12 protein-coding genes are annotated in these 11,635 nt (G+C 71.7%); 7 read left to right on the top strand and 5 right to left on the bottom strand.

Translation table 11 applies throughout. From position 1 onward, the window contains the following. A partial coding sequence (locus tag GTW43_RS28850; RefSeq protein ID WP_343246143.1) for a CBS domain-containing protein occupies window positions 1–525 on the top strand: 525 nt, incomplete at its 5' end. Here the strand turns inward: GTW43_RS28850 and GTW43_RS28845 are convergent. Beyond that, complete coding sequence (locus GTW43_RS28845) at window positions 515–1,624, bottom strand: alpha/beta hydrolase-fold protein (RefSeq protein ID WP_161304925.1); 1,110 nt, start codon at window positions 1,622–1,624, stop codon at window positions 515–517. The genes GTW43_RS28850 and GTW43_RS28845 overlap by 11 nt on opposite strands. A 216-nt stretch (window positions 1,625–1,840) precedes the next feature. Between GTW43_RS28845 and GTW43_RS28840 the strand changes: the two genes are divergently transcribed. The 6 genes from GTW43_RS28840 to GTW43_RS28815 all read left to right on the top strand — a co-directional run bounded on the left by GTW43_RS28840 (window position 1,841) and on the right by GTW43_RS28815 (window position 6,963). Continuing rightward, entirely contained in the window at window positions 1,841–3,742 is a 1,902-nt protein-coding gene (locus tag GTW43_RS28840; RefSeq protein WP_161304923.1) for a phosphatidylglycerol lysyltransferase domain-containing protein, read from the top strand. A gap of 99 nt (window positions 3,743–3,841) precedes the next feature. Beyond that, window positions 3,842–4,705 (top strand): dihydropteroate synthase, encoded by an 864-nt coding sequence (gene folP / locus GTW43_RS28835; protein WP_161304921.1) that lies wholly within the window; start codon window positions 3,842–3,844, stop codon window positions 4,703–4,705. Further along, complete coding sequence (locus GTW43_RS28830; RefSeq protein ID WP_161304920.1) at window positions 4,702–5,247, top strand: nuclear transport factor 2 family protein; 546 nt, start codon at window positions 4,702–4,704, stop codon at window positions 5,245–5,247. The genes folP and GTW43_RS28830 overlap by 4 nt, the downstream gene beginning before the upstream one ends. A gap of 211 nt (window positions 5,248–5,458) precedes the next feature. Further along, window positions 5,459–5,818: a dihydroneopterin aldolase gene (gene folB / locus GTW43_RS28825; RefSeq protein WP_161304918.1), complete on the top strand. Its 360-nt coding sequence runs from the start codon at window positions 5,459–5,461 to the stop codon at window positions 5,816–5,818. After that, complete coding sequence (folK, locus tag GTW43_RS28820; protein WP_161304917.1) at window positions 5,815–6,414, top strand: 2-amino-4-hydroxy-6-hydroxymethyldihydropteridine diphosphokinase; 600 nt, start codon at window positions 5,815–5,817, stop codon at window positions 6,412–6,414. Before folB ends, folK begins: the two co-directional genes overlap by 4 nt. 66 nt (window positions 6,415–6,480) lie before the next feature. After that, a complete protein-coding gene (locus GTW43_RS28815) occupies window positions 6,481–6,963 on the top strand; it encodes a DUF3180 domain-containing protein (RefSeq protein ID WP_161304915.1) in 483 nt (160 codons plus the stop codon). A 29-nt stretch (window positions 6,964–6,992) separates the two neighbouring features. Here GTW43_RS28815 and folE read toward each other — a convergent pair whose 3' ends face one another. From folE to tilS, 4 genes are all read right to left on the bottom strand, one after another. Further along, the gene (gene folE, locus GTW43_RS28810; protein WP_161304913.1) at window positions 6,993–7,598 is read right to left on the bottom strand and encodes a GTP cyclohydrolase I FolE; all 606 of its coding nucleotides are present in this window, start codon (window positions 7,596–7,598) and stop codon (window positions 6,993–6,995) included. A gap of 138 nt (window positions 7,599–7,736) precedes the next feature. Next, on the bottom strand, window positions 7,737–9,758 hold the full coding sequence (ftsH, locus tag GTW43_RS28805; protein WP_161304912.1) for an ATP-dependent zinc metalloprotease FtsH: 2,022 nt from the start codon (window positions 9,756–9,758) through the stop codon (window positions 7,737–7,739). 215 nt (window positions 9,759–9,973) lie between these two features. Then, a complete protein-coding gene (hpt, locus tag GTW43_RS28800) occupies window positions 9,974–10,534 on the bottom strand; it encodes a hypoxanthine phosphoribosyltransferase (protein WP_161304927.1) in 561 nt (186 codons plus the stop codon). Window positions 10,535–10,578: 44 nt separating this feature from the next. After that, window positions 10,579–11,595 (bottom strand): tRNA lysidine(34) synthetase TilS, encoded by a 1,017-nt coding sequence (gene tilS / locus GTW43_RS28795; RefSeq protein WP_161304910.1) that lies wholly within the window; start codon window positions 11,593–11,595, stop codon window positions 10,579–10,581. Between the last annotated feature and the right edge of the window lie 40 nt (window positions 11,596–11,635).

Raw genomic sequence — 11,635 nt, 5'->3', positions numbered from 1 at the left:
TACGGGCAGGGCCGCATCGAGCAGTTCGACACCCCCTCGGCGGTCCTCGGCGCGCCCGCGACCGACTACGTGGCCGACTTCGTGGGCGCCGACCGCGGCCTCAAGCGCCTGTCGGTGACGCCCATCGAGGAGGGCGACCTGGAGCAGCCGCCCGTCGTCCACCTCGACGACCCGCTGCCCCGCGAGCTCGACGCCCGCTGGGCCGTCGTCCTGGACCAGGAGGACAACCTGCACGGCTGGATCTCCGCCGAGCACGCGCGCGATGCGGCGAAGAAGGGCGCGACCGTCCGCGACCACGCACGCCGCATGGAGGCCTGGCTGCCCGTCGGCGCCTCCCTGAAGCAGGCGTTCGCCACGATGCTGCAGCACGACGCGGGCTGGATCGCCGTCATCGACGCCGACTCCGAGGGCCGCTTCCTCGGCGTCCTCACCCCGGCCCGGCTGCACGAGGCGCTGCGCCGCTCCACCGCGGCCGACGCCCGGGACGTCGCCCGCGCGGACGTCGCCCTGGAGATCATTCGCTGAGCCGGGCGCTCAGCCACTCGAGCGTCGCCGGGATCTCCCGGCGCCAGGTGTTGAAGTTGTGCCCACCGCTGTCGAGGACGATCGACGACGCGCGCGTGGGCGGCTTCACCTTGCGCAGGAACGCCATGGTGTCCGGGTAGTTGTGCTCGCCCTGGCGGCTCGTCGTCACAAGGAGCGAGGTGTCGGGACCCGGCGCCCGGTCGAGGACGCGCATCAGGTCCGCCCGGTCCCGCAGCGCCCGGTCCCCGTGGAACAGATCGCCCGTCGTCGGGTCGAGCGGCGCCCGGTAGTACGCGGAGAGCCCGGCGCCCGCCCGGTAGACACCGGGGTGGTGCAGCGCCAGCTTCAGGGCGCAGTAGCCGCCCGTCGAGTCGCCGACGATCCCCCAGCGCCGCTCGGTGCGGTACCGCGCGGCCACCTCGGCGGGCAGGTCCCGGGCGAAGAACGTCTCCGCGCGGGGACCGCCCGGCACGTCCACGCACTCCGTGTCGCGCGGCGGCGCCACCGTCGGCCGCATCATCACCAGGATCATCGGCCGCATCCGGTGTGCCGCCGCCAGCCGGTAGGCCGTCTGCGGATAGCGCAGGCCGCGGTAGAGCGCCTCCGCGGTGCCCGGGTAGCCGGTCAGGACGACCGCCGCGGGAAAGTGCCGGTGCGCGTACCGCTCCTGGAAGTACTCCGGCGGCAGATACACGTACGCCGGACTCCCGATGCCGGTGCCGCGTCCGGCGACGTCGATCCGCTCGATGCGCCCCAGGCTGCCCGGCCGGGATCCGGGCGGCGCGGTCAGGCCGCCCGAGGACACCCAGTGCACGCGGCGCGCGCCGCCGCCCGCGACGGCCGCGTCCGTGACCACCCCCTGGCTCTGCTCGCGGCCCAGCAGGTCGGCCCAGGACGCGTAGAAGCCGAACGACTGGTTCACCGCGAGACCCACGGCGCAGAAGACCGCCAGCTGGGTGCCGAGGAGCAGCGCCACGCGGCCGGTGACGGCCCGCCAGGAGCGGTGCGCCAGCCGCGGCCAGAGCAGCACGGTGCCGAGGAACAGCACCACGGCGCACAGCACCGCGAGCGCGAGCACCTTGTGACTCGTGAGCCCCATGGGGTTCTTCCTGCCTCCGAGTTGACGGCGCCGCCGTCCCGAGCAGCGGTCTTTTCCGTAGTGAGCAGCGGCTTTTCCGGTACGTGCCCCACCCTTTGCGGCACTTTTCCGGACGGGAGTGAACCCCATTCCCGCTCCCTCCGTCCTAGAGGGCGCAAGTCGCGGATGCCGGACATGGTGGTCCGTTCACGCTTCTCGTAGAACTACGGAAATGCGATGTTCGTCAGGATAGATGCGGAAAGCCGGACCGAGGTTCCGGGACGTCTGCGCCGTGTGATGCGCGGCCCCCGGCCCGAGTCCGTGCCCACCCTGATCGCCCGGACGTGCCTCCTCGTCGGACTCCTCGACGTGGCCGCCGGGGTCTTCCCGCGCTTCCGGCACAGCCGCATGCACGCCCTCGCCGAGGTCCTGCCGGGCACGCTCGGCCCGTACGCGGCCGCCCTCGCGCTCAGCAGCGGCGTCCTGCTGCTCCTGCTCGCGCACGGGCTGCGGCGGCGCAAGCGGCGGGCCTGGCGGGCCGCGGTGGTCCTGCTGCCGATCGGCTCCTGCGCCCAGTTCGCCTACCGGCACTCGCTCGCGGGCGTCGTCATCCCGCTCGTCCTGCTGTGGCTGCTGGCCCGGCACCGCGGCCAGTTCGACGCGCTGCCCGACCCGCGCAGCCGCTGGCGCGCACTCGCCAACTTCGTCCTCATGGGCGCGGGCTCGATCCTGCTCGGCCTCGCCGTCGTCAGCGCCCACCCGCGCCGGCTGGCCGGCGACCCCAGCCTCGCCGACCGCCTGGAGCACGTCCTGTACGGACTGTTCGGCGTCGACGGCCCGCTCGACTACGCGGGCCGCACGTCGAGCACGGTCGCCTTCTCACTCGGCGCGCTCGGCATGGTCACCGCCCTCACCACGATCTACTTCGCGCTGCGCCCCGAACACCCCGCGGCCGCGCTCACCGAGGACGACGAGACCCGGCTGCGCGCCCTCCTGGAGCGGCACGGCGCCCGCGACTCCCTCGGCCACTTCGCGCTCCGCCGCGACAAGGCCGTCGTGTTCTCCCCCAGCGGCAAGGCCGCCGTCTGCTACCGCGTCGTCTCCGGGGTGATGCTCGCCGGCGGCGACCCCGTCGGCGACGTCGAGGCCTGGCCCGGCGCCATCGAGCGCTTCATGGACGAGGCACGGGCCCACTCCTGGACCCCGGCCGTCATGGGCTGCTCCGAGACCGGCGGCGAGGTATGGACCCGCGAGACCGGGCTCGACGCGCTCGAGCTGGGCGACGAGGCGGTGGTGGACGTCGCGGATTTCTCCCTGGCCGGGCGGCCCATGCGCAACGTCCGGCAGATGGTCCGGCGGATCGAGCGCTCCGGCTACGCGACCCGGGTCCGGCGGGTGCGTGACCTCTCCGCCGCCGAGCTCGACCGCGTCCGGCGCGCCGCCGACGCCTGGCGCGGCACCGACACCGAGCGCGGCTTCTCCATGGCGCTGGGCCGCATCGGGGACGACGCCGACGGGGACTGCCTGATCGCCACCGCGCACAAGACCGACCCCGACAGCACGGCTGGCACGGACGACACGGCCGGTCCCGGCGGCACGGGACCCTACGGCGACCTGAAGGCCGTCCTCCACTTCGTGCCCTGGGGCTCCGACGGCGTCTCCCTCGACCTCATGCGCCGCGACCGCAGCGCCGACCCCGGCATGAACGAGCTGCTCATCGTCGCCGCCCTCCAGGCCGCCCCGCAGCACGGCATCACGCGCGTGTCGCTCAACTTCGCCATGTTCCGCTCCGCGCTCGCCCGCGGCGAGAAGATCGGCGCGGGCCCGGTCCTGCGCGCCTGGCGCGGCCTCCTCGTCTTCCTGTCCCGCTGGTTCCAGATCGAGTCGCTCTACAAGTTCAACGCCAAGTTCCGCCCCCGCTGGGAACCCCGCTTCGTCGTCTACGGCTCCTCCCGCGACCTCCCCCGGATCGGCTGGGCCGCGATGCAGGCCGAGGGCTTCGTCACCCTGCGCCTGCCCGCACTGCTGCGCCGCCGCACCCCCGTCCCCCGCCCCTGCGCCCACCACACCCCGGAGCCGAAGCCGAGCCCCGCTCAAGAACCCGCCCTCCGACACGAGCAACCCCTCCCCCGGCCCTAGGGCGTGTTTCGAAACTGCCGTCTGCCACGCGGGGTCTGGTGCGTGGCCCGCCCTCCGGGCGAACGACGCCACTTTCGAAACACGCCCTAGGCTGGAGGCATGAGCACGTCGCAGGTCCGCCGGGGCCACGTAGCCAATCTCCCCATATGGGACCGCTGCGCGGTCATGGGAGTCGTCAATGTGACGCCCGACTCCTTCTCCGACGGCGGCCGCTGGTTCGACACCACCCTCGCGGTCAAGCACGGCCTCGACCTGGTCGCCCAGGGCGCCGACCTCGTCGACGTCGGCGGCGAGTCCACCCGGCCCGGCGCCACGCGCGTGGACGAGGACGAGGAGCTGCGGCGCGTCGTCCCCGTCGTGCGCGGCCTCGCCGCCGAGGGCGTCACGGTCTCCGTCGACACGATGCGCGCCCGCGTCGCCGAGCAGTCCCTGGCCGCGGGCGCCGTGCTGGTCAACGACGTGAGCGGCGGCCTCTCCGACCCCGCGATGATCCCCGTCGTCGCCGACGCCGGCGCGCCCTTCGTCGTCATGCACTGGCGCGGCCTGCTCGCCGGCGACGCCGTCCACGGACGCTACGAGGACGTCGTCACCGAGGTCGTCGACGAGCTCCACGCGCGCGTGGAGGCCGTCATCGCCGGCGGCGTCGCCCCCGACCGCATCGTCGTCGACCCCGGCCTCGGCTTCTCCAAGGAGGCCGCGCACGACCTCGCCCTCCTCGCCCACCTCGACCGGCTGCACGCCCTCGGCCACCCCGTCCTGGTCGCCGCCTCCCGCAAGCGGTTCCTCGGCCACGTCCTCGCCGGCGAGGAGGGCGCCCCGCCGCCCGCCCGCGAGCGCGACGCCGCCACCGCCGCCGTCTCCGCCCTCGCCGCCCACACCGGCGCCTGGGCCGTCCGCGTCCACGAGGTCCGCGCCACCGCCGACGCCGTCCGCGTGGCCCGCGCGGTCGAAGGAGCCCTGTGACCAGTACCGACGTCCAGGCCGTCGACGACGCCAACCGGGCGTTCTACGAGGCACTGGAGCGCGGCGACTTCGAGGAGCTCACCTCGCTGTGGCTGGCCCCCGAGGACGTCTCGTACGCCGAGGACACGGACCCGGACGACGCCGAGGACACCTCGGTCAGCTGCGTCCACCCCGGCTGGCCGGTCCTCACCGGCCGCGGCGAGGTCCTGCGCAGCTACGCGCTGATCATGGCCAACACCGAGTACATCCAGTTCTTCCTCACCGACCTGCACATCAGCGTCGTCGCCGACACCGCCCTCGTGACCTGCACGGAGAACATCCTCAGCGGCGGGCCCGCCCCCCAGGACGGCGAGGAGCTCGGTCCCCTGGTCGGCCAGCGCGTCGTCGCCACGAACGTGTTCCGGCGCACCCGCGACGGCTGGAAGCTCTGGTCCCACCACGCCTCCCCCGTCCTCGCCGAGAGCGACGACGAGCCGGACGCGGACGGCGACATCGGTCACGCCCTGGACGACAACCCGGACGACGGCGACTCACTCGCCTGAGTGGCACCGGGCCGCCGAACGGGGCGGAATCACGGGCCCGCGGTTGGTCTCCCGCCCATCGGGGTATGGGCGGCTACCAGCCGGGGCGCCCGATGTCCATAGCCCCCGCGGGCGAGCGATGTCCGTGCTCGCAGGTAGATTCGAACGAGCCGGCGCAGCGACCGCACATCGCGGGCACCGGCTCCTACCGACGACAGCAGGAGTGATTCGCGTGGATCGTGTCGCGCTGCGCGGCCTCAAGGCCCGCGGGAACCATGGCGTCTTCCCCAAGGAACGCGAAGAGGGCCAGACCTTCATCGTGGACCTTGTGCTCGGACTCGACACCCGGGCGGCCGCGGCCGACGACGACCTGACGAAGACCGTGCACTACGGCATCGTGGCGGAGGAGGTCGTGGCCGCGGTCCAGGGCGACCCGGTCGACCTCATCGAGACGCTCGCCGAGCGCATCGCCCGCATCTGCCTGAAGCACGAGGGGGTGCTGGAGGTCGAGGTCTGCGTCCACAAGCCGGACGCGCCGATCACCGTGCCCTTCGACGACGTGACCGTGACGATCACCCGGAGCCGAGTATGAACAAGACGCAGTTCGACCCGACCGTCCAGCCGGTTCCCGCCTCCGTGGTCGAGCAGGTCGACGCGGCCGACAGCACCCTGTCCAACCCGAAGCGCGCCGTGCTCTCCCTCGGCTCGAACCTGGGCAACCGCCTGGAGACCCTCCAGGGCGCCGTGGACGCCCTCGAGGACACCCCCGGCGTCCGGATCAAAGCCGTCTCCCCCGTCTACGAGACGGAGCCCTGGGGCGTCGCCCCCGACTCCCAGCCCTCGTACTTCAACGCGGTGGTGATCCTGCGCACGACCCTGCCCCCGGCCTCGCTGCTCGAGCGCGCGCACGCCGTCGAGGAGGCCTTCCACCGGGTCCGCGACGAGCAGTGGGGCCCGCGCACCATCGACGTGGACATCGTTGCCTACGCCGACATCGTCTCCGACGACCCGGTGCTCACGCTCCCCCACCCGCGCGCCCACGAGCGGGCCTTCGTGCTCGCCCCCTGGCACGATGTGGACCCGGAGGCGCAGCTGCCCGGCCGCGGCACCGTCGCCGGTCTGCTCACCCAGGTCACCCGCACCGGCATCGCGCCGCGCACCGACCTGGAACTCCGGCTGCCCGAGTAATCGTTAGGGTCTACCGGGCACAGCCGCAGACTCGGGCGGCGGACATCTGAGGGAGCGACCACGGGGATGAAGCAACTGCGGATCAGGACGCTGGCCGGCCTTCTCGTCGTGGCGGGCGTCCTGTCCTGGGCGGGCGCCCGCCTGTGGGACTCGGTGGGCTCACTGCCGCGGGTACCGCTGGCCGCGCCCATCGTCCTCGCCGTGATCGCGGCCGTCCTGCTCGCGACGGCCCTGTCGATCCGCTCCCGGCTGCGCGCCCAGCGGGAGCGCCGCCCGGAGGCCAAGGGGGTCGACCCGATGATGGCCGCCCGCGCGGTCGTCTTCGGCCAGGCCAGCGCCCTGGTCGCCGCCCTCGTCTCGGGCATGTACGGCGGCACCGGCGTGTTCCTGCTCGGATACCTGGACGTGCCGACCCGCCGCGACCAGGCCATCTTCGCGGGCCTCTCGGTCGTCGCCGGGATCGCCGTGATAGCGGCCGCCATCTTCCTGGAGCGCGTCTGCAAACTCCCGGACGACGACGACACCGAGGGCACGGCCCCGGCGGCGTAGCCCGCTGCCGCTGCTCCGCCGGACAGGCCCTAGCGGGCCATGATCAGGCTCATCGCCTCGTTGCGGGTCGCAGGATCGCGGAGCTGACCGCGCACCGCCGAGGTGATCGTCTTGGCGCCGGGCTTGCGCACCCCGCGCATCGTCATGCACATGTGCTCGCACTCCACGACGACGATGACGCCGCGCGGTTCGAGGATCTCCATCAGGGAGTCCGCGATCTGCGTGGTGAGTCGTTCCTGCACCTGCGGACGGCGGGCGTAGACGTCGACGAGCCGGGCCAGCTTCGACAGGCCGGTGATCTTTCCGTCGGAGGACGGGATGTACCCGACGTGGGCCACGCCGACGAAGGGGACCAGGTGATGCTCACAGCTGCTCTGCACCTCGATGTCCTTCACCAGCACCATCTCGTCGTGGCCCAGGTCGAACGTCGTGGTCAGGACGTCTTCGGGAGACTGCCGCAGCCCCGCGAATATCTCCTTGTACGCCCGTGCCACGCGCGCCGGCGTCTCCCGCAGGCCCTCGCGGTCCGGGTTCTCGCCGACCGCGATGAGCAGCTCGCGCACGGCGTTCTCGGCCCGCTTCTCGTCGAACTCGCCGATCGGGCCCTCACCGTGCAGCGTCACCGGGTCGGTCATCTGTGCCTCTTCCTCAAGCGGATGTCCGACGCGGCCCGTGGTTGCAAGGACGGATACAGAAAGGCCGCGTCCCCCACACCGTAAAGCGTGGGGGACGCGGCCTGCATTCCGGGGCTGGCCGGACCGCGGGGGCCCGGATCAGCTCTCGGGGCGCTCCTCCTTGACCGTGTCCACCGGGGTGGTGGACTCGATGGCGGGGGTCGCTCCGTTCGCCCCGTTCGTCAGCGACAGCTCCTTGGGGGAGAGCACCGGCGGGCGGGTCGAGGGGGTGCGGCGGGAGGAGCCGGTCCACGCGGGGCGGGCCGGGCGCTTCACGATCGGGGCGAAGATCTCGGCGATCTGCTCCTTGTTCAGCGTTTCCTTCTCCAGCAGCGCGAGGACCAGGTTGTCGAGAACGTCGCGGTTCTCGACGAGGATCTCCCAGGCCTCGTTGTGCGCGGTCTCGATGAGCTTCTTGACCTCTTCGTCGACGAGCGCGGCGACCTCTTCCGAGTAGTCGCGCTGGTGCGCCATCTCCCGGCCGAGGAACGGCTCGGTGTTGTCGCCGCCGAACTTGATCGCGCCGAGCCGCTCGGTCATGCCGTACTGCGTGACCATCGCGCGGGCCGTCGAGGTGGCCTTCTCGATGTCGTTCGCAGCGCCCGTGGTCGGGTCGTGGAAGACGAGCTCCTCGGCCGCGCGGCCGCCCAGCATGTAGGCGAGCTGGTCGAGCATCTCGTTGCGCGTGGTCGAGTACTTGTCCTCGTCCGGCAGCACCATCGTGTAGCCGAGGGCGCGGCCTCTGGAGAGGATCGTGATCTTGTGCACCGGGTCGGAGTTGGGCGAGGCCGCCGCGACCAGGGCGTGTCCGCCCTCGTGGTACGCGGTGATCTTCTTCTCCTTGTCCGACATGATCCGGGTCCGCTTCTGCGGGCCCGCGACCACCCGGTCGATCGCCTCGTCCAGCATGTGGTTGTCGATCAGCTTGCGGTCCGAGCGGGCGGTCAGCAGGGCCGCCTCGTTCAGCACGTTCGACAGATCGGCACCGGTGAAGCCGGGGGTGCGGCGGGCGACGGCCGAGAGGTCGACGTCCGGAGCGACCGGCTTGCCCTTCTGGTGGACCTTGAGGATCTCCAGACGGCCCTGCATGTCCGGGCGGTCGACCGCGATCTGGCGGTCGAAGCGGCCCGGGCGCAGCAGCGCCGGGTCGAGGATGTCCGGCCGGTTCGTGGCGGCGATCAGGATGACGCCGCCCTTCACGTCGAAGCCGTCCATCTCGACGAGCAGCTGGTTGAGCGTCTGCTCGCGCTCGTCGTGTCCGCCGCCGAGGCCGGCGCCGCGATGGCGGCCGACCGCGTCGATCTCGTCGACGAAGACGATCGCCGGGGCGTTCGCCTTGGCCTGCTCGAAGAGGTCGCGGACACGGGAGGCGCCGACGCCGACGAACATCTCGACGAAGTCGGAACCGGAGATCGAGTAGAACGGGACGCCCGCCTCGCCGGCGACGGCGCGCGCGAGGAGCGTCTTGCCGGTGCCGGGCGGTCCGTAGAGCAGCACGCCCTTGGGGATCTTGGCGCCGACGGCCTGGAACTTGGCCGGCTCCTGGAGGAACTCCTTGATCTCGTGGAGCTCCTCGACGGCCTCGTCCGAACCGGCGACGTCGGCGAACGTCGTCTTCGGGGTGTCCTTGGTGATGAGCTTGGCCTTGGACTTCCCGAACTGCATGACTCGGGAGCCGCCGCCCTGCATCTGATTCATCAGGAACAGGAAGACGACGACGATCAGCACGAAGGGGAGCAGCGAGAGCAGGATGCCCACGAAGGGGTTCTGCTTCGACGGGGAGACCGTGTACCCGTCCGGGATCTTGTTGTCCTGGAAGCGGGCCTGAAGGTCCTTGGCCACGTCGACGCCCTGGTCGCCGATGTAGCTCGCCTGGAACTTGCTGCCGTCCTCGCCCTTGAGCTTCTCGCCGTCCTTCAGCTCGATCTTGATGTTGTTCTCATCGCCGGTGGTGAGCTTGGCCTGCTTCACCTTGTCCTGGCTGATGGCCTGAATGACCTGGCCGGTGTCCACCGTCTTGTAGCCGCCGGACGAACCGACGACCTGCATCAACACGACCACGGCAAGGACGGCCAGCACGATCCACATGACCGGCCCACGGAAGTATCGCTTCACGTCCATCCATACGGAGCGATGCCGCCCCGTCCCTCCTGCCATAGTGAGTTTGATAAGGCTGTTTGAAGCTGTTTGAAGAACTGTTCTTCGGACGGTACCCCAGCATTGTCACCCGACGCCGCACGGGACGGCCGACAAACCGGCCTTCGCATGCTCCAACGGCGGGAATCCCGTGAGGGTTCCCGCCGCTCCGACAAGCATCGCGGAGCGCTGACGCGTCCTCAGCCGCCGTACACGTGCGGTGCCAGTGTGCCGACGAACGGCAGGTTGCGGTACTTCTCCGCGTAGTCGAGGCCGTAGCCGACGACGAACTCGTTGGGGATGTCGAAGCCGACCCACTTCACGTCGATGTCGACCTTGGCCGCGTCGGGCTTGCGCAGCAGCGTGCACACGTCGAGCGACGCGGGCTCGCGCGAGCCGAGGTTGGTGAGCAGCCACGACAGGGTCAGCCCCGAGTCGATGATGTCCTCGACGATCAGGACGTGCCGGCCCTTGATGTCGGTGTCGAGGTCCTTGAGGATCCGCACGACTCCGGAGGACTGCGTTCCGGCGCCGTACGAGGACACCGCCATCCAGTCCATCGTGACCGGGGTGGACAGGGCGCGAGCCAGGTCCGCCATGACCATGACGGCGCCCTTGAGGACTCCGACGATGAGCAGGTCCTTGCCCGCGTACTCCGCGTCGATCTTCGCGGCCAGCTCGGCCAGCTTCGCGTCGATCTCTTCCTTGGTGATGAGCACCGACGAGAGGTCGGTGCCCATGTCTTTCGCGTCCACCCGCATCACTTTCGGTCGTCCCACCGGCCGCCGCGACGTGAGCCGTCGAGTCAGCCTTGCCGGATGACCAGTCTGCCACCCTGCCGCTGGGCGACGACCCGGCCCGGGAGATTGATCTCGCCCTGGCCGCGCCAGCCGGTGATCAGGCGGTCGACCTCTTCGATGTGACGGGCGAAGAGGGCACCCGCGGGAGCGCCGGCCTCGATGGCGGCCTTGCGCAGGATGCGGCGGCGCACGGCGGGCGGCAGGGCGTAGAGCTTGGCGCACTCGAGGAGCCCGGCGGCGTCGCGGACGGACTCGGCGGCGTCCCTGGCCCAGGTGTCGAGGGCGTCCGCATCGTCGCGGGAGAGCTGGGCCGTCCGGGCGAGTGCCTCGACGACACCCTTGCCGAGCGCCTTCTCGAGGGCGGGCAGTCCTTCGTGCCGCAGCCGGGAGCGCGTGTAGGCCGGGTCGGTGTTGTGCGGGTCGTCCCACACGGGCAGGTGCTGGACCAGGCAGGCCTTGCGGGCGGTCTGCCGGTCGACCTGGAGGAAGGGGCGGCGGTAGCGGCCGGGGGCCCCGGGTCCTCCGGAGACGGCGGCCATGCCGGACAGGGAGCGGATGCCGGAGCCGCGGGCGAGGCCGAGCAGGACGGTCTCGGCCTGGTCGTCGCGGGTGTGGCCGAGCAGGACGGCGGCGGCGCCGTGACGCTCGGCCGCTGCGTCGAGGGCCGCGTAGCGCGCGTCGCGGGCGGCCGCTTCGGGTCCGCCGGTGCGGCCCACGTCGACGGCGACGGACTCGGCGGGGGTGAGGCCGAGGGAGGTCAGGCGCAGGACGACGTCCTCGGCGCGGACGTCGGAGCCGGGCTGGAGGCGGTGGTCGACGGTGATGCCGCCGGCGCGGACGCCGAGTTTGGGCGCCTCGAAGGCGAGGGCCGAGGCGAGCGCCATGGAGTCGGCGCCGCCGGAGCAGGCGACCAGGACCAACGGCCGGTCACCCGCGGGTGGTTGGGGATGTGCGTCGAGGATGTCGTGGAGGACGCGGCGGACCGCCAGGCGTATCGCCGCGACCGCAGGATGGGGACCCATGTCCGGTTCCCTTCATTCCGTTGTCTGGGGGGGTGGGGCG

Origin of the sequence: Streptomyces sp. SID5785 (assembly GCF_009870065.1) — a bacterium.
In the GTDB taxonomy this organism is placed as follows: Bacteria; Actinomycetota; Actinomycetes; order Streptomycetales; family Streptomycetaceae; genus Streptomyces.
Note: the sequence above shows the minus strand (reverse complement) of the source record. Positions and strands in the feature narration are given on the sequence as shown.

Excerpts from the sequence above, each read along its gene's own strand:
- GTW43_RS28845 (WP_161304925.1), bottom strand. The coding sequence starts at position 1,624 with ATGGGGCTCACGAGTCACAAGGTGCTCGCGCTCGCGGTGCTGTGCGCC.
- GTW43_RS28840 (WP_161304923.1), top strand. The coding sequence starts at position 1,841 with ATGTTCGTCAGGATAGATGCGGAAAGCCGGACCGAGGTTCCGGGACGT.
- folP (WP_161304921.1), top strand. The coding sequence starts at position 3,842 with ATGAGCACGTCGCAGGTCCGCCGGGGCCACGTAGCCAATCTCCCCATA.
- folK (WP_161304917.1), top strand. The coding sequence starts at position 5,815 with ATGAACAAGACGCAGTTCGACCCGACCGTCCAGCCGGTTCCCGCCTCC.
- GTW43_RS28815 (WP_161304915.1), top strand. The coding sequence starts at position 6,481 with ATGAAGCAACTGCGGATCAGGACGCTGGCCGGCCTTCTCGTCGTGGCG.
- folE (WP_161304913.1), bottom strand. The coding sequence starts at position 7,598 with ATGACCGACCCGGTGACGCTGCACGGTGAGGGCCCGATCGGCGAGTTC.
- ftsH (WP_161304912.1), bottom strand. The coding sequence starts at position 9,758 with ATGGACGTGAAGCGATACTTCCGTGGGCCGGTCATGTGGATCGTGCTG.
- hpt (WP_161304927.1), bottom strand. The coding sequence starts at position 10,534 with ATGCGGGTGGACGCGAAAGACATGGGCACCGACCTCTCGTCGGTGCTC.
- tilS (WP_161304910.1), bottom strand. The coding sequence starts at position 11,595 with ATGGGTCCCCATCCTGCGGTCGCGGCGATACGCCTGGCGGTCCGCCGC.